This window comes from Nonomuraea sp. NPDC049646 (assembly GCF_044465525.1).
In the GTDB taxonomy this organism is placed as follows: Bacteria; Actinomycetota; Actinomycetes; order Streptosporangiales; family Streptosporangiaceae; genus Nonomuraea.
Genome location: NZ_JBITLU010000007.1, coordinates 291,718 through 307,675, shown reverse-complemented (window position 1 = coordinate 307,675; position 15,958 = coordinate 291,718). Strand labels below are relative to the sequence as shown.

Annotated in this window: 16 protein-coding genes; 11 read left to right on the top strand and 5 right to left on the bottom strand. The window is 71.7% G+C overall.

Features of this window, described 5'->3' with window-relative positions; translation table 11 throughout:
* Window positions 1–22: 22 nt before the first annotated feature.
* On the top strand, window positions 23–1,063 hold the full coding sequence (locus ACIBQ8_RS22680) for an LLM class F420-dependent oxidoreductase (protein ID WP_397171329.1): 1,041 nt from the start codon (window positions 23–25) through the stop codon (window positions 1,061–1,063).
* Window positions 1,064–1,314: 251 nt separating this feature from the next.
* Window positions 1,315–2,616: a dicarboxylate/amino acid:cation symporter gene (locus tag ACIBQ8_RS22675; RefSeq protein WP_397171331.1), complete on the top strand. Its 1,302-nt coding sequence runs from the start codon at window positions 1,315–1,317 to the stop codon at window positions 2,614–2,616.
* A gap of 43 nt (window positions 2,617–2,659) precedes the next feature.
* On the opposite strand, the gene ACIBQ8_RS22670 is transcribed toward ACIBQ8_RS22675, so the two are convergent.
* Together ACIBQ8_RS22670 and ACIBQ8_RS22665 are read right to left on the bottom strand one after the other, a co-directional pair.
* Window positions 2,660–2,869 carry a helix-turn-helix domain-containing protein gene (locus ACIBQ8_RS22670; RefSeq protein WP_397192901.1) on the bottom strand — a complete coding sequence of 70 codons (210 nt, stop codon included), beginning with the start codon at window positions 2,867–2,869 and terminating at the stop codon, window positions 2,660–2,662.
* Window positions 2,869–3,075 carry a hypothetical protein gene (locus ACIBQ8_RS22665; protein WP_397192900.1) on the bottom strand — a complete coding sequence of 69 codons (207 nt, stop codon included), beginning with the start codon at window positions 3,073–3,075 and terminating at the stop codon, window positions 2,869–2,871. The genes ACIBQ8_RS22670 and ACIBQ8_RS22665 overlap by 1 nt, the downstream gene beginning before the upstream one ends.
* A gap of 142 nt (window positions 3,076–3,217) precedes the next feature.
* Here ACIBQ8_RS22665 and ACIBQ8_RS22660 point away from each other — a divergent pair, with 142 nt between their 5' ends.
* From ACIBQ8_RS22660 to ACIBQ8_RS22625, 8 genes are all read left to right on the top strand, one after another.
* A complete protein-coding gene (locus ACIBQ8_RS22660; protein ID WP_397192899.1) occupies window positions 3,218–4,825 on the top strand; it encodes a serine/threonine-protein kinase in 1,608 nt (535 codons plus the stop codon).
* A 61-nt stretch (window positions 4,826–4,886) separates the two neighbouring features.
* Window positions 4,887–5,954: a M24 family metallopeptidase gene (locus tag ACIBQ8_RS22655; RefSeq protein ID WP_397192898.1), complete on the top strand. Its 1,068-nt coding sequence runs from the start codon at window positions 4,887–4,889 to the stop codon at window positions 5,952–5,954.
* Between the two features lie 25 nt (window positions 5,955–5,979).
* A complete protein-coding gene (gene efp, locus ACIBQ8_RS22650; protein ID WP_352326968.1) occupies window positions 5,980–6,540 on the top strand; it encodes an elongation factor P in 561 nt (186 codons plus the stop codon).
* Between the two features lies 1 nt (window position 6,541).
* Window positions 6,542–6,952, top strand: a complete 411-nt coding sequence (gene nusB / locus ACIBQ8_RS22645; protein WP_397192897.1) for a transcription antitermination factor NusB — start codon at window positions 6,542–6,544, stop codon at window positions 6,950–6,952.
* Between the two features lie 224 nt (window positions 6,953–7,176).
* A complete protein-coding gene (locus tag ACIBQ8_RS22640; protein WP_397171336.1) occupies window positions 7,177–7,515 on the top strand; it encodes an MmcQ/YjbR family DNA-binding protein in 339 nt (112 codons plus the stop codon).
* Window positions 7,516–7,609: 94 nt separating this feature from the next.
* On the top strand, window positions 7,610–8,365 hold the full coding sequence (locus tag ACIBQ8_RS22635; protein WP_397171337.1) for a methyltransferase domain-containing protein: 756 nt from the start codon (window positions 7,610–7,612) through the stop codon (window positions 8,363–8,365).
* Between the two features lie 32 nt (window positions 8,366–8,397).
* Window positions 8,398–9,639, top strand: coding sequence for a DNA polymerase IV (gene dinB, locus ACIBQ8_RS22630; RefSeq protein ID WP_397192896.1), 1,242 nt, complete (start codon window positions 8,398–8,400; stop codon window positions 9,637–9,639).
* A 240-nt stretch (window positions 9,640–9,879) separates the two neighbouring features.
* Window positions 9,880–10,275 carry a DUF3040 domain-containing protein gene (locus tag ACIBQ8_RS22625; RefSeq protein WP_397171341.1) on the top strand — a complete coding sequence of 132 codons (396 nt, stop codon included), beginning with the start codon at window positions 9,880–9,882 and terminating at the stop codon, window positions 10,273–10,275.
* A gap of 99 nt (window positions 10,276–10,374) precedes the next feature.
* On the opposite strand, the gene ACIBQ8_RS22620 is transcribed toward ACIBQ8_RS22625, so the two are convergent.
* The 3 genes from ACIBQ8_RS22620 to ACIBQ8_RS22610 are packed head-to-tail and all read right to left on the bottom strand — an operon-like array spanning window position 10,375 to window position 15,034.
* The gene (locus ACIBQ8_RS22620) at window positions 10,375–12,801 is read right to left on the bottom strand and encodes a transglutaminaseTgpA domain-containing protein (RefSeq protein WP_397192895.1); all 2,427 of its coding nucleotides are present in this window, start codon (window positions 12,799–12,801) and stop codon (window positions 10,375–10,377) included.
* Window positions 12,798–14,060: a DUF58 domain-containing protein gene (locus ACIBQ8_RS22615; RefSeq protein ID WP_358293949.1), complete on the bottom strand. Its 1,263-nt coding sequence runs from the start codon at window positions 14,058–14,060 to the stop codon at window positions 12,798–12,800. The genes ACIBQ8_RS22620 and ACIBQ8_RS22615 overlap by 4 nt, the downstream gene beginning before the upstream one ends.
* On the bottom strand, window positions 14,057–15,034 hold the full coding sequence (locus ACIBQ8_RS22610) for a MoxR family ATPase (RefSeq protein WP_352326975.1): 978 nt from the start codon (window positions 15,032–15,034) through the stop codon (window positions 14,057–14,059). Before ACIBQ8_RS22610 ends, ACIBQ8_RS22615 begins: the two co-directional genes overlap by 4 nt.
* 466 nt (window positions 15,035–15,500) lie before the next feature.
* Between ACIBQ8_RS22610 and mraZ the strand changes: the two genes are divergently transcribed.
* On the top strand, window positions 15,501–15,932 hold the full coding sequence (gene mraZ / locus ACIBQ8_RS22605; RefSeq protein WP_352326976.1) for a division/cell wall cluster transcriptional repressor MraZ: 432 nt from the start codon (window positions 15,501–15,503) through the stop codon (window positions 15,930–15,932).
* Window positions 15,933–15,958 lie beyond the last annotated feature (26 nt).

Genomic DNA, 15,958 nt, shown 5'->3' with positions numbered 1-15,958 from the left:
TTCGGTTCATCGGGAGCCCGGCATGCGCATCGGTATGGCACTCAACTACTCGGGCGGTTTCAAGGAGACGGTCGCCGAGCTGGCCGACTACGAGAAGGCGGGCCTCGACATCGTCTTCGTGGCCGAGGCGTACAGCTTCGACGCGGTCAGCCAGATGGGGTACATCGCGGCGAAGACCGAGCGGGTGCAGATCGCCTCGGGCATCCTGCCGATCTACTCCCGTACGCCGACGTTGCTGGCCATGACCGCCGCGGGCATGGACTTCGTCTCCGACGGGCGCTTCACGCTGGGCATCGGCACGTCCGGGCCGCAGGTCATCGAGGGCTTCCACGGGGTGCCGTACACCGCGCCGATCGGGCGTACCAGGGAGGTCATCGAGATCTGCCGCAAGGTGTGGCGGCGCGAGCGGCTGGAGCACGCGGGCCGCAACTACCAGGTGCCGCTGCCCGCCGGGGAGGGCACCGGGCTGGGCAAGCCGCTGAAGATCATCAACCACCCGGTGCGCCCGCGCATCCCCATCGTGGTCGCGGCCATCGGCCCCAAGAACGTGGAGATGACCGCCGAGCTGGCCGAGGGCTGGGAGCCGATCTTCTACTACCCGGAGAAGGCCGCCGACGTGTGGGGCCCCTCGCTGGCCGCCGGCCGGGCGAAGCGCGACCCCGAGCTGGGCGAGCTCGACGTGATCGCCCAGGCGGCGCTGGCCGTCGGCGACGACGTGGCCGGGCTGCGCGACTTCGGCCGGGCGATGGCGGCCCTGTACATCGGCGGCATGGGCGCCAAGGGCAAGAACTTCTACAACGACCTGGCCCGGCGCTACGGCTACGAGAAGGAGGCCGAGCAGATCCAGGACCTCTACCTGGAGGGCAAGAAGGACGAGGCCGCCGCGCTGGTGCCCGCCGAGCTGCTGGAGAACATGTCGCTGATCGGCAGCGAGGGGTTCGTCCGCGACCGGATCGCGGCGCTGAAGGAGTCGGGGGTGACGACGCTCAACGTCGCGCCGCTCGGCCGTACCCACGAGGAGCGCGTCCGCCTGCTGGAGAAGGTCAAGGAGCTGGCCGGCTGATCGGACGGGCTCCGGGAGGGGTGTGACGCACGTCACAATGTCGAGCGGGAATATGCCCCGTTTCGCATGGTGTTGTACGTCCTCGTGAGGTTCTCTGTGGTCATCGTGCGGCTCGTCGAGCGTCTGCACGTGGATCTGTGCCGTCTGCACGGATCCCTCTGTCGCTGACCGGCGCGTCCCCCAGACTCCCCCCTTCCTCACCCGCATGCCCCCTTCGCTGTGGCATGCCTGACTTCCGGAGCCTTCCTCCCGTGAAGAGATTCACCTTCTCCCTTCAGCTTCTGCTCGGCCTCGTGGCCGGCGTCGCCCTGGGGTTCGTCGCCAAGATCTGGGACGTGGCCTGGCTGGCCGAGACGCTGACCCAGGTCGGCAAGATCTTCGTCCAGCTCCTCAAGCTGGCCGTGCCGCCGCTGGTGTTCACCGCCGTGCTGGTCAGCGTGGCCAACCTGCGCAACGTCAACGGCGCCGCCCGCCTGGCCACCAAGACCCTGCTGTGGTTCCTGATCACCGCGTTCGTCTCCGTGGCCTTCGCCATCGCGCTCGGCCTGATCATCAACCCCGGCCAGGGCGTCACCCTCGACACCGGCGCGGCCAAGGCCGTCGACACCGAGGGCGCCGGCACCTGGCTCGACTTCGTCACCGGCATCCTGCCCACCAACATCGTCACGGCCTTCACCGAGGTGAACGTCCTCCAGATCGTGTTCCTGGGGGTCGTCCTCGGCGCGGCGGCCCTGGCGGTGGGCGAGAAGGCCGAGCCGTTCCTCAACCTCAGCCGTTCGGTGCTCGAACTGGTGCAGAAGGCCCTGTGGTGGGTCATCCGCCTGGCCCCGATCGGCACCGCCGGCCTCATCGGCAAGGCCGTCTCCACGTACGGCTGGGACCTGCTGGCCCCGCTGGCCAAGTTCAGCGTCGGCGTGTACGTCGGCTGCTTCATCGTCCTGCTGGCCGTCTACCCGACGCTGCTCGCGGTCTGGGGCAAGGTCAACCCGATCACCTTCTTCCGCAACGCCTGGCCCGCCATCGAGCTGGCCTTCGTCTCCCGTTCCTCGGTCGGCACGCTGCCCCTGACCCAGCGCGTCACCGTCGAGCGCAACGGCGTGGACCGTGACTACGCCTCCTTCGCCGTGCCCTTCGGCGCCACCACCAAGATGGACGGCTGCGCCTCGGTCTACCCGGCCCTGGCCGCGATCTTCGTGGCCCAGGTGTTCGGCGTGCACCTCGGGGTGGGGGACTACCTGCTGATCGCGTTCGTCTCGGTCGTCGGCTCGGCCGCCACCGCCGGTCTGACCGGCGCGATCGTCATGCTGACGCTCACGCTGAGCACGCTGGGCCTGCCGCTGGAAGGCGTCGGCCTGCTGCTGGCGATCGACCCGATCCTCGACATGATCCGCACCGCGACCAACGTGGCCGGCCAGATGGTCGTCCCGGTCCTGGTGGCCCGCTCGGAGGGCCGTCTGGACGAGGCGGTCTTCAACGCGCCGCCGCAGCCGCTCGACGACGCCCCGGCAGCGCCCGCCCGCGCGCCGCGCGCGCCGGAGCCCGCGGCGGTCTGACCGGGATTCCGCTGAGGGCGGGTGGCCGTACGGCCGCCCGCCCTCAGTCGTAGGTGAGCAGGTCGCCGGGCTGACAGCCCAGGGCCTCGCACAGCCGGGTCAGCGTGGAGAAGCGGATGGCCTTGGCGTGGCCGTTCTTGAGGATCGACAGGTTGACGACGGTGATCTCGACCTGGTGCGACAGCTCGGTGAGCGTCATGCCGCGCTGGGCGAGCAGTTCGTCCAGGCGTACCCGGATGGTGCCGGCGGGCATCAGATCGTGGCCTCGGCCGCGTCGAGCAGGGCCGCGCCCCGGCGGACGATCTCCGAGACCCCGAGCGCGCACAGGCCCGCCACGAGCCCCGCGAGCGGCACGCCCGGCGCCGGGACGAACGCCGGACCCGGGGCGGTGAGCGCCCCGAGGCGGCCGAGGACGAGGCCGATGCTCAACAGGACCTCCAGCCGGTCGATCCACTTCATCGTGAATAACGAAAGTCGTCATGTCGAGGGACGGCCGGCGCGGTGTGACGGGGGCTGCGAAGTGTGGATCATGGGGCGGGGAGGGGCTGGGGGCCCTATGGTGGGTCGGAAATAGCCCACTTTTCGAGTTTTTGGCGGGGATATGTCCGACGCTACGCCTTCGATGGTCGCCGACCGGTACCGGCTTGACGAGCTCATCGGCAGCGGTCCGATGGGTGAGGTGTGGCGGGCCTACGACACCCGCGCCGACTGGGTCGTGGCCGTGAAGATCCTGGGCGCTGGAGCGGCCGGCGAGGCCGCCAGGGAGGCGCTGAAGCAGCACGCGCAGGCGGTGGCCAGGGTGATCCACCCCAACGTGGCCATGGTCCTCGACGTGGGCGACCAGGAGGGCGCCCCCTTCCTGGTGACCGAGTTCCTCACCGGGACCAGCGTGGGGGAGGACCTGGCGGCCGAGGGGCCCATGCCGATCGTCGAGGTGTGCGACCTGGTCGGCCAGGCGGCCGCCGGGCTGGACGCCGCGCACCGCGCCGGGGTGTTCCACGGGCAGATCGACTCCGGCAGCTTCCGGCGGGCGGCCAGCGGCGTGCTGAAGGTCGTCGGGTTCGGGCTGCCGGACGAGGAGCCGTCCCAGGCCGAACGCCGCTACCTGGCCCCTGAGCGGGCCTCCGGCCGTCCCGCCACGGCCGCCGCCGACCTGTACGCCCTCGGCGCCGTCTGCTACGAGCTCCTCTGCGGCCGCCCGCCCGCCGCCTCGGACCTCCCGGTAACCGGCATGCGCGCCACCCCGCCCCCCGCCCCCGGAACCCCGGCCGCCGGAACCCCCGGAACCGAGGGCCCGGAGACGGCGGCCCCCGCGGCCCCCGCAACTGCGGGTTCCGGGGGTGCCGGGCAGGGGGTCGTCCCGCCCAGTGCGATCCGGCCCGAGATCCCCGCCGAGCTGGACCGGCTCGTCCTCGCGATGCTCTCGCCCGACCCCGCCAGGCGGCCCTCGGGCGGCGAGCCCGTCCGCCGGGCCCTGGCCGCCATCGCCCGTCCCGGCGCGGCCCCCGGAGCGGCCCCCGCGAACGCCGCCGCCGCGAACCCCGCCGGCGCCCCGACGGGCCGGCCGGGCGACACCCAGGTCTACGACTTCAACGGCGTCCCGCGGGCCGGTGACACCGCCGTCTACGAGTCCGCCGAGCTCGACCAGGCGCCGCCGCGTACCGGGAACAAGCTGCTGCTCCAGATGGGGATCGCCGTCGCCGTCATCGCGGTGGTGGCCGTCGCCATGGTGATGTGGGTCGGCTCGCGCAAGGAGACGCCGGTGGCCGAGCCGAGCGCGAGCACGCCCCCCACGCCCGTCCTGTCGCCGGACGTCACGCCGACCACCAGCCCGACCCCCGAGCCGCCCGAGGCCACTCCCACCGACCTCACCCCGGCCGACGACTCCACCAGCCTGGTCCAGACCGTCGGCCCCAAGGCGACCCTGGGCTCCGGGCAGACCCCGGCGGGCGGCTGGGACCACTGGCTGGTGAAGTTCGACGAGGCGGTGACGGCCCAGGAGGACATCGGCGACATCGACCCCCATGTCGCCGAGAAGGTCCACGACAAGCTCAGGAAGGCCGCCAAGAAGCTCCAGGACGGCCATTTCGAGCCCGCCCGCGGCCAGATCGCCGGCGTCTACCGGGACCTGCGCAACGCCCAGGTGAAGGGCGAGGTCCCCCTGTCCGGCCCGCTCGCCTCCTTCCTGGACGACTTCGCCCTCTCCTGACCGGGACGGGGGCGGCCCGGCCGGGATGGGGGAGGGGCCGGGGCGCGCGTACATTGGCGGGATGACCATCGACCACGCCGCGCGCCGGGCACGCCTGGCCGCGGCGCTGCCCGCCCGCGAGGTCCCCGCGCTCCTCGTCACCTCCCCCGTCAACGTCCGCTACCTCACCGGGCTGGTCAGCTCGAACGCGGCCGTCCTGGTCAGGGCCGACGGGTCGGCGCTGCTGGCGACCGACAACCGCTACATCGACAAGACCCGCGCCCTCGACGTGCCCGCGGTCGAGGCTCCCGACGTGGCCGGCCGGCTGGCCGCGCCGGGCGTGGGCATCGAGGCCGCCGCCATGACCGTGGCGACCTTCCGCCGCCTGGAGGCGGGCCTCAAGGAGAGCGGGGGCGAGGGCGGGGGCCTGGTGCCGCTCGGCCCGCTGGTCGAGGAGCTGCGCGCGGTCAAGGACGAGGCGGAGCTGGAGCTCATCCGCACCGCCTGCGCCCTGACCGACCAGGCCTTCGCCGACGTGCTCCCGCTGATCGCGCCGGGCCTCACCGAGCGCTCCCTGGCCCGCCTGCTCGACAACCGCATGACCGAGCTGGGCGCCGACAAGCCGGCGTTCGACACGATCGTCGCCGCCGGCGAGAACGGCGCGATCCCGCACCACGCCCCCACCGACCGCGAGCTGCGCGCCGGCGACCTGGTCACGATGGACTTCGGCGCCCGCTACCACGGCTACCACGCCGACATGACCAGGACGGTCTGCCTGGGCCCGCCCGCCGCCTGGCAGCGCGACCTGTACGACCTGGTCAGGCGCGCCCAGCGGGCCGGCCGGCACGCCCTGGCCCCGGGGGCCGCGGCCAAGGACGTCGACGCCGCCGCCCGCGGCCTGATCGAGGCGGCGGGCCACGGCGAGCACTTCCGGCACGGCCTGGGCCACGGCGTCGGCCTGGAGATCCACGAGGACCCGTTCCTGGGCCCCTCCAGGACCGGTAGACTAGAGGATCGAGTTCCGATCACCGTCGAGCCTGGGATCTACCTCCCCGAGCGGGGCGGGGTTCGCATCGAGGACACCCTCGTGACCCGTGAGGGCGGGCCGGAACTTTTCACCAAGACGACCAAGGAGCTGCTCGTCCTTTAGAGCGGCCACACGCGGGAGAGAACGAGTGGCGACGACCAACGACCTCAAGAACGGCATGGTGCTGAAGCTCGAGGGCGGTGAGCTCTGGAGCGTTGTCGAGTTCCAGCACGTCAAGCCGGGCAAGGGCGGCGCGTTCGTGCGCACCAAGCTCAAGAACGTCCTCTCCGGCAAGGTCGTCGACAAGACCTTCAACGCCGGCGTGAAGGTCGACGTGGCCAACGTCGACAAGCGCGAGATGCAGTACTCCTACAAGGACGGCGACGACTTCGTCTTCATGGACACCGAGACCTACGACATGGTCAACGTGCCCGCCCGCACCGTCGGCACCGCCGCCAACTACATGCTGGAGAACACCCTCGCCACGATCGCCTTCAACGAGGGCTCGGCGCTCTACGTCGACCTGCCCGCCGCCGTCGAGCTGCTGATCTCCAACACCGAGCCCGGCCTGCAGGGCGACCGCTCCACCGGCGGCACCAAGCCCGCCACGCTGGAGACCGGCGCCGAGATCAAGGTGCCGCTGTTCATCACCACCGGCGAGAAGGTCAAGGTCGACACCCGCAGCGGCGAATACCTCGGCCGGGCCTGAGGTGTCTGCACGCGGCAAAGCACGCAGGCGCGCCCTTGACATCCTCTTCGAGGCCGAGCTGCGCTCGGAGGATCCGCTGCGGATCCTCGCCGAGCGCGTCGAGCGGCAGGAGCCGCCGGTCAACGAGTACACCTCGGCCATCGTCGAGGGCGTGGCCCGCCACCACACCCGCATCGACGAGCTGATCACCACCTACTCCGAGGGCTGGACACTCGACCGCATGCCCGCCGTCGACCGCAACCTGCTGCGCGGCGGCACGTACGAGCTGCTGTGGATGCCCGACGTGCCGGAGGGCGTGGTCATCAGCGAGTGGGTGCACCTGGCGGGCGAGCTGTCGACCGACGAGTCGCCGCAGTTCATCAACGGGCTGCTGGCCCGGTTCAAGCAACTCAAGCCAAGCCTCACCCTTTAGACAAAGGCCGCGAAGGCCGTTTCGGGGTACGTTCCACTCAGACGGTCCGTACGGCTCGCGAAGAGGCGGCGGAAGGCACGCCGCGCGGCCTTCCGATGCGGTCCCCGGCCTGGCCGCGGGGCCGCGAGCCCTGAGCCGTGAGCCGGTCCGGGGAAGTGGCGCGTCACCAGCCGCGACGCGCCCTTTTCCGGCCTTGTCCGGCTTTCTGTGTGAGCATCGGTCCCATGGTGACCGAAGACGAGGTGCGCGCCCTGGCCCTGGCGCTCCCCGAGACCGCCGAGAAACCCATGTACGGCACGCCCGCCTTCTACGTGCGCGGCCGGTGGTTCGCCCGGATCACGCAGGAGGACGGCGTGCTCGCGGTGCCGGTGGGCGGCGTGGAGCTCAAGCACGAGCTGATCGCCGCCGTCCCCGGCACGTTCTTCTCCACGCCCCACTACGACGGGCACGCCGTGGTGCTGGTGCGCCTGGCGGCCGTGGCGGCCGGCGAGCTGGCCGAGCTGCTGACCGACGCCTGGCGGCTGCGGGCGCCCAAGAGGGTGGCGGCGGCCTTCGACGGTTAGGGTCCGGCCTGCGGGCGAGGGCGCGTACGGCGTAGGCTGGGCCCGTCCGCACAGGGCGAGGGCCGCCCGCGGAGGAGAGAGAGGCGAGCCGACGTTGCGAGCAGAAGGCGTCACCACGAAGACCCCGGCGGTGCGCACCGCCGTCGTGTGGGGCGCGTTGCGGTCGGTGCTGGCCGAGCGTGCCGAGGCCGTCGGCCGGGCCGCGCTCGACATCGTCGACGCCGGCGGGGGCACCGGCGGGTTCGCCGTGCCGCTGGCCGAGCTCGGCCACACCGTCACCGTCGTCGACCCCAGCCCCGACTCGCTGGCCGCGCTGGAGCGCCGGGCCAAGGAGAAGGGCGTGGGCGTGCGCGGCCTGCAGGGCGACACCGCCGACCTCGGCGACCTGCTCGACCGCGACAGCGCCGACCTGGTCCTGTGCCACAGCGTCCTGGAGTACGTCGACGACCCCACCGGCGCGCTGGCCGCCGTCGCCGGGCTGCTGCGCCCGGGTGGCGCCGTCAGCGTGCTGGCCGCCAACCCCGTGGCCAGCGCGATCCACCGGGCGCTGGCCGGGCAGTTCGACGAGGCCAGGGCCGTGCTGGCCGACCCGCGCGGCACGTGGGGCGACCGCGACCCCACGCCGCGGCGCTTCACCGCCGAGACCCTGGCGCAGCTGCTGACCGCCACGGGCTTCACCGTCGGCGCGGTCCACGGCGTGCGGGTCTTCGCCGACCTGGTGCCCAGCCGGCTCGTCGACGGCGAGCCCGGCGCGGCCGAGGCGCTCGCGGCGCTGGAGCAGGCCGCCGCCGTCCACCCCGTGCTGCGGGACGTCGCGACCCAGGTGCACGTCCTCGGTCACCGGCCCTAGTCTGGAACGTCTGTTCGGATAGACTCGCAGGCGTGTCCCGCAAGCAGATCACAGGCATCGGCCCCGCGCCGCGGACCGGGGTCGATGACAGCGGCTGCCCGATTCTCCACGTCGACATGGACGCCTTCTTCGCCAGCGTCGAGCTGCTGGAGCGGCCGGAGCTGCGGGGCCGTCCGGTGATCGTCGGCTCGCCGGCCGGGCGCGGCGTCGTGCTCAGCGCCACCTACGAGGCCAGGGCGTTCGGCGTCCACTCGGCGATGCCGATGAGCAGGGCGCGCCGGCTGTGCCCGCAGGCCACGATCATCCCGCCCAGCCACGGCAAGTACTCCGAGGTCTCCAAGGGCGTCATGGAGATCTTCCACTCGATCACCCCGCTGGTCGAGCCGATCGCCTCCGACGAGGCGTTCCTCGACGTCGGCGGCGCCCGGCGGCGGCTCGGCCCGCCCGCGGCGATCGCCGCCATGATCAGGGAGCAGGTCCTCGACCGCTACGGCATCACCTGCTCGGTCGGGGTGGCCTCCAGCAAATTCGTGGCAAAGCTGGCCTCCAAGCAGTGCAAGCCCGACGGGCTGCTGGTGGTGCCAGAAGGGCAGGTGGTCGACTTCCTCCACCCGCTGCCGGTCTCGGCGTTGTGGGGCGTGGGGGAGCGCACCGAGCAGTCCCTCGTACGGCTCGGCATCCGCACGGTCGGCGACCTGGCCAGGGTGCCCCTGGGCACGCTCCAGCGCGAGCTCGGGCAGGCCGTCGGCGGCCACCTGGCGACGCTGGCCTGGGGGCGCGACGAGCGTCCGGTGACCGCGCACGTGCCCGACAAGAGCATCGGCAACGAGGAGACCTTCGCGGCCGACGTCGACGACCCCGAGGTGATCCGGCGCGAGCTGCTGCGCCTGGCCGAGCGCGTGGCGGCCCGGATGCGTAAGGGCGGCCACGTGGGCAGAACTGTAAGTGTGAAGCTGCGCCGGGCCGATTTCACCACGATCACCAGGTCGCGCACCCTGCGGGAGCCGACCGACGTGGCCCAGGTGATCTACGCGACCGCCTGCGAGCTGTTCGAGGCCGCCGGTCTCCAGCGGGTGCGCCTGCGCCTGGTCGGGGTCCGGATGGAGAACCTCCGCCCGGCCGGCGAGGCCACCCGTCAGCTCGGTCTGGGCGAGCGCGAGACCGGCTGGCGCGAGGCCGAACAGGCGATGGACAAGGCGATCCGGAGATTTGGCCCCGATGCGGTGCTCCCAGCGTCGCTGGTACGTGGCAAGCTTGATGAAATAGAGACATGACGCCCATGTCCTACTTGATCGGTCAGTCGGGTAGGAGAAGGATGTCGCGATTTTGGGGGAAGGGGTGCGAGATGGTCCACAATGGAGCCATGACGTCACCTCCGGTTTGGTCTGCGTTGGACGTTTGCTTTCGCCTACGTCTACAGCCTCGTATTCTGGGGATAACCGACCGCGAGGTTCGGACACCCCGTGTCGTCCGTTGCCGTCTTCCCCGTCCTGGGGCTGTCCTTGGGAGGCGCCGTGCCGCTCTCTGAGCACGAGCAGCGCTTGCTCGACCAGATCGAGCAGGCCCTCTACGCCGAGGACCCGAAGTGGGCCAACACCGTAAGGATCAGTGACCCGCGCAGCCATTACAAGCGTCGCCTGATCAAAGCCTCCATCGGCTTTGCGCTCGGCGTCGTGATCATGATGGTCGGCGTGGTCATGAGTCAGATCCCGCTCGGCGTCGGCGGTTTCGTGGTCATGCTCGCCGCGTGTCTGTGGGGTCTGTCCAGCTGGAAGCGCATGAACGGGTTCGGCGACTCGCCGCCGGCCCCGGGCGCGGGCGGCGCGGGCAGGCAGACCAGGCGCGCCAACCGGGGCACCTTCATGGAGCGCATGGAGGAGCGCTGGCGCCGTCGTCACGACGAGCGCTGATCTCCTCGCGGCTCCTCGCCGGCCCCTGACCTTCCGCCATACGCGAACGTGCGGCCGTTCCCCTTCCGGGGAGCGACCGCACGCTCGGTCCTGGGCGGCTCAGGCGCTCTTGTGCGCCGCCGTCCGCCGCAGCCTGATGTTCTCCAGCAGGTCGAAGCCGTCCAGCAGGCGCTCGCCCAGCGCCCGCAGCCGCCGCAGCGTCGAGGGCGGCAGCAGCACCGCCCGCACCCGCCTTCCCCGCGACACCGTCGCCGCCAGGGCCTGCCGCACCTTGCGCAGGTCCTTTCTCATGGGCCCGATCGTGCCCGGGTCCCTGGCGAACAGCACCCGCTCGACCGTCGTCGCGATGGCCGTCATGGCGGCCGCCGACTCGGCGTCGAACTCGTACTGCTGGCTCAGCCGCCGGGCCAGGGCCCGCGGGGTCTCGCTGGCGCCGCGGGTCATGCCGTAGTCGCACAGCACGTCGTCCAGCTCGGCCCACACGGCCGCGATCGACGGGTGGTGGGCGGTCGCGATCCTGGCCGTCAGGTCGTCGGCCGGTTGCGAGACCTTCCAGCCCAGCGCGCGCACCCGCCGGTTCCTGGTGAGCAGCCGCAGCGCCGCCGGGACCAGCAGGAGCAGCAGCAGCGCGCCCGCGCCGATGCCGAGCTTGCCGATCAGCGGCATCGAGTCGTCCGGCGGCAGGCCGCCCGTGGCGATCAGGCCCTCACGGTCGAGCTCGCGCGGGTTGCGCCGGGTGGAGGGGTTGATCGGGTCGTCGGCGCCGGACTCGGTCGCGCCGCTGCTCGGCGAGGTGGACGGCGTCGTCGAAGGCGCCGGCGGGACCGTGTAGTCCGGCACCCGCGCGCTGCCCTGCCCCAGCGACCCGGCCGGCGTCGGCTCGAACGGCAGCCAGCCCACGCCCTCGAAGTACAGCTCGGGCCAGGAGTGCGAGTCGCCGGTCGTGACCGTCCAGTTGTCGCCGACCTTCGTGCCGCCGGTGTAGCCGATCGCCACCCGCGACGGGATGCCGACGATCCTGGCCAGCACCGCCATCGAGGCCGCGAACTGCTCGCAGTAACCCGTGCGGTCGCGCAGCAGGAAGTCGCGCAGCGCGGAGTTGCCGTGGCCCTGCGTGCGCAGGTCGTAGCGGAAGTCGCCGTCCTTGGTGAAGAACTGCTGGAGCTTCACCGCCGCCTCGTAGTTGGAGTTGGTCTGCGCCGTCAGCGAGCGCGCCAGCCGGACGATCTCCGGCGGCAGGTTGTCCGGCAGCTTCAGGTAGCGCCGGTCCACGCTCGGCTGGACGCCCTCCAGCGACTCCAGCAGCTCCGGCGTGGCGGCCGGCTCGCTGGTGGCGACCTCGTACTCCAGGCCGGCCGCCTCGTCGGGGATGGAGAAGACCATCAGCGTGCCCACGTCGGCGCGCCAGTCGCCGTCCACCCGGATCTGCCGCGGCGGGTACGGCAGCGGCAGGAACTGCAGCCGCTCGATCTCGTCGCTCATCCGGATCTTGGTGACGACGTTGCTGACCTTCGTGCTCGCGCTCAGCCCCGGCGGCGGCGGCAGCGGGCCGTTCTCCGTCCTGTTGTCCGGCGAGCCCTTCGGCTCGGTCATGCCGAACTGCTGGCCGTCGAAGGTGTCCAGCGCGTAGATCCGCAGGTACCTGGGCTTGTTGTCGTTGTTGTTGTAGGTGAGCACCACGCGCCGCTCGGGCAGTTCGAGCTGCCCCCGCAGGCTCGCGATCGGGCTCGCGATGCTGATCGAGTTGCCCTTGCCGCCGCCCCGGCCGCCCACGCCGAACTGGAAGAAGGAGACCGGCTCCATCACCGGCAGCGCGGCGGGCAGCAGCACGGCCAGCGCGATGGCGGCGAACCCGATGCGCTTGCCCGACAGCCGCAGCCCGCTGGTGTCGGCCCTGGCCCCGCCGGTGTCCGGACGCGGCCCGGTCGCCGCCCTGGTCCGGCGGACGAGCACCGCCCGTCCCCAGTGGCCCACCCGCTCGCGCCCGTCGGCGATCAGCAGGCTGACGAAGCCGAGCGCGGCGATGATGAAGGCGGGCCAGCTGATCGGCTCGGCCAGGATCGTCGCCGGGACCGTGGCCAGCGCCAGCAGCGGCAGCCCGGCCAGCGCCGCCCGCCGCAGCCGCGCGGCGAGCAGGTCCACGGCGATCGCGATGACGCCCACGCCGCCCGCGGTCAGCAGCGTGATGCCGTCCGTGGACGGCACGGGCGCGGCGTAGCGCTGGATGTCGGCCCAGCCGACCCCGAGCAGCCGGCCCAGCTCCCACACCGACTCCTTGGTCGGGATGACCAGCGCCCACGCCTTGCCGGAGGCGAAGACCACGGTCAGGAAGATCCCTAACGCGGCCAGCCCGGCCAGCGGCGCGGCCCAGGCGGGCAGCGACAGGCGGGAGCCGAGCAGCCCGGCGGCCATCACGGCCAGCACCGCGCCGAGCGACGTCCAGAACCAGGCGCCGCCCTGGAAGAGCGGATAGAGCAGGATCGCCGCGGCGAACGCGGCCACACCCGAGGCGGCCGTCAGCCTCATGCCGCACCTCCCGTGGGGTTGAGCGCGTACCTGCCGCGGTTGGCGGCGTCCGGCCAGACCGAGGCGATGGAGGTGCCGGCGGGCAGCCGGACGATCCGCCACCCGTAACCGGCCAGGACGCCCTGCACGGCGTCGAAGTTCTCGTGCGAGCCGCGGCCGGCGCCCTCCCAGGTGCCGGCGTCGAGCAGGACCGCGACACCGGTGACGCCGCTGTGCCGCAGCCTGGCCAGCTCCCTGGCCTCCTCCGGGTCGAGCGCGCCGAGCACGGCCACGATCAGTCCGTCGCCGCCGCCCTGGCGCAGGGCCGAGACGCCCATCTCCAGCGAGCGGGCCGAGCTGTGCCGCACCACGGCGAGCGTGTCCAGCAGCGAGTAGCTGAGCCCCTGGTCGGTCAGGTGCTCGGCGCCCTGGTCGGTCACCAGCCGCAGGCCCAGGCCCTCGTGGGCGAGGTGCACGCCGATCGAGGCGGCGGCCGAGACCGCCACCTCGAAGGAGGAGCGCGGGCCCTCGCCGCGGTGGGCGTGCCTGCGGGTGTCCAGCAGGAGCGCGCCGCGGCTCTGCCACTGCTGCTCCTCGCGGCGCACCATCAGCTCGCCGTGCCGGGCGGTCGAGCGCCAGTGCACCCGGCGCAGGTCGTCGCCCTGCCGGTACTCGCGCGGCGCCACGTCGTCGTCGCCGGCCGCGGCCACGCTCCTGGTGCGGCTGTCGCCGCCGCCCGTCCACTCGCCCGACAGCCGTACGTGCGGCAACGCCACCACCTGCGGCGTCACCACCAGCGTGTCGCTGATCGTGAACGCCCGCGTCAGCTCCACCAGCCCGAACGGGTCGGCGATGCGCACCGACAGCGGCCCGATCGTGTACCTGCCGCGCAGGTCGGACCGGACCCGGTAGTCGATCTCACGCACGCCCTTGGACTCGACCCGGTCGAGCACGAACCGCGGCCGCACGCCCAGCGCGTACGGCACGGTGTCCTCGATCAGCAGCAGCCCGGTCGGCAGCCGGGTCACGTTCTCCAGGCGCAGCGTCACCGTGGCCTCCCCGCCCACCTCCGCCCGGGGCGGGTCCAGCCTCCGCGCGCAGCTCAGCCGGTACCTGGTACGTGCCACCACCAGCGCGGCCAGCAGCGGCAGCGCCGTGACCAGCACGCCGATCCTGAACAGGTCGTTCTCGCCCAGGATCAGCGCCATCAGCAGCGCCGCGATCCCCGAGGCCAGGAACGACCTGCCGCGGGAGGTCAGCGCCCGCAGTCCGGCCCTCACGACGCTCGCGTCTCCGGCACCGGCACGCGCCTGACGAGGTCGGTCACCACCTGCTCGGGCAGCCGGCGCTGGCCCTGGGCCTCGACGCTGGGCAGCAGCCGGTGCGCCAGCACGGGCACGGCCAGGTCCTGCAGGTCGTCGGGGATGACGTAGTCGCGTCCGGCCAGCGCCGCGTGCGCCCTGGCCGCGCGGACGAGCTGCAGCGTGGACCGGGGTGAGGCGCCCAGCCGCAGGTCGGGGGAGTGACGGGTGGCCACGACGAGGTCGATGGCGTACTTCTTGACCGGCTGCGAGACGTACACGCCGCGCACGGCCTCGATCAGCGCGCGCACCTCGGCGGTCGTGGCGACCGGCTCCAGCTTGTCCAGCGGCGAGGTGCTGCCGTGCACGTCGAGCATCTCCAGCTCGGCGGTCGGCTCCGGGTAGCCCATGGCGACCCGGGCGGTGAACCGGTCGCGCTGGGCCTCAGGGAGGGGATAGGTGCCCTCCATCTCGATGGGGTTCTGGGTGGCGATCACCATGAAGGGGGCGTCCAGGGGGTACGTCACGCCGTCCACGGTGACCTGGTGCTCCTCCATGCACTCCAGCAACGCCGACTGCGTCTTGGGGGAGGCGCGGTTGATCTCGTCGCCCACGACGATGTTGGCGAACACCGGCCCGGGCTTGAACTCGAACTCACGCGTCTGCTGGTTGTAGGCGCTGACCCCGGTGATGTCACTGGGCAACAGGTCGGGCGTGAACTGCACGCGGCGCACCGGGCAGTCGATGGAGCGCGCCAGAGCCTTGGCGAGCATCGTCTTGCCGACCCCCGGCACGTCCTCGATCAAAAGGTGGCCCTCGGCGAGCAGGACGGTCAGCGTGAGACGGACGGCGTCGCTCTTTCCCTCGATCACCGACTCGATGGCCTGCCGGATTCGGTGGGCGGTGGAGACCAGCTCGTCAAGCTGGGGAGGGACGTCATGGGTTAGTGCCACCAGGCCTCCATAGTGCGACGGCTGTCCCGCACGGTGCCATTACGGGAGCCATGCCATTCCTTTTCCATTGTCTGTACGACCCTACGACGCTGCGGGTTCTTGAGCGACATTTGTGGATATTCCAGGGAACCCCGCTGATGTTCCTGTTCTTGTCGCATAGCAGTGCGAATCCCGTGACACTGACCCCCTCGGCCGCCCCACTTTCCTCCACCCCCGCCTTCGCGTCTGCCGCGAGCCCCTATACCGCCGGTCTTTCCAACCCTCGACACGCCCATGAGGGTTGGCCCGCCCCCCGGCGCCCCCCACCCCCGCTCCACCGCCCTGACCTGCGGTAACGCAACGGAAACTGATGATGAAGACGGTTCGAATCAGTTGACGGTGGGGAGAAGTGGAGTATGGTGGTGCGCAGTGGAGGGCCCGGTGCACCAGCGCTGAGCGCTTCGCTGAGGCACGGGAGGTGGCGCCGATGTTCCTCGGCACCCATCAACCGCGTCTTGACGACAAGGGACGGCTGTTCCTGCCGGCTAAGTACCGTGAGGAGCTGGCGGAGGGTCTTGTGATCACCAAAGGCCAGGAGCGATGCCTCTACGTCTTTCCAGTAGAGGAGTTCCAGCGCATAACCGAGGCTCTCAGCACCGCCCCGGTCACCGCCAAGGCGGTGCGTGACTACAGCCGCGTCTTCTTCGCCAGCGCGTCCGACGAGAAACCAGACAAGCAGGGACGCGTCACGATCCCGCAGAGCCTGCGTCAATACGCCGGCCTGGAGCGTGACTGCGTCGTCATCGGGGCCAACACCCGGCTGGAGATCTGGGACTCGCAGGCTTGGGACACCTATCTCAACGCGCAGGAGCAGGCGTTCGCCGATCTGTCGGAGGAGGTGCTGCCAGGGATCTTGTAGTGATCACGGTCGATCCGTCGGTGATG

Excerpts from the sequence above, each read along its gene's own strand:
- ACIBQ8_RS22655 (WP_397192898.1), top strand. The coding sequence starts at position 4,887 with ATGACCATCGACCACGCCGCGCGCCGGGCACGCCTGGCCGCGGCGCTG.
- ACIBQ8_RS22665 (WP_397192900.1), bottom strand. The coding sequence starts at position 3,075 with ATGAAGTGGATCGACCGGCTGGAGGTCCTGTTGAGCATCGGCCTCGTC.
- ACIBQ8_RS22660 (WP_397192899.1), top strand. The coding sequence starts at position 3,218 with ATGTCCGACGCTACGCCTTCGATGGTCGCCGACCGGTACCGGCTTGAC.
- ACIBQ8_RS22640 (WP_397171336.1), top strand. The coding sequence starts at position 7,177 with ATGGTGACCGAAGACGAGGTGCGCGCCCTGGCCCTGGCGCTCCCCGAG.
- mraZ (WP_352326976.1), top strand. The coding sequence starts at position 15,501 with ATGTTCCTCGGCACCCATCAACCGCGTCTTGACGACAAGGGACGGCTG.
- ACIBQ8_RS22670 (WP_397192901.1), bottom strand. The coding sequence starts at position 2,869 with ATGCCCGCCGGCACCATCCGGGTACGCCTGGACGAACTGCTCGCCCAG.
- ACIBQ8_RS22680 (WP_397171329.1), top strand. The coding sequence starts at position 23 with ATGCGCATCGGTATGGCACTCAACTACTCGGGCGGTTTCAAGGAGACG.
- ACIBQ8_RS22620 (WP_397192895.1), bottom strand. The coding sequence starts at position 12,801 with ATGAGGCTGACGGCCGCCTCGGGTGTGGCCGCGTTCGCCGCGGCGATC.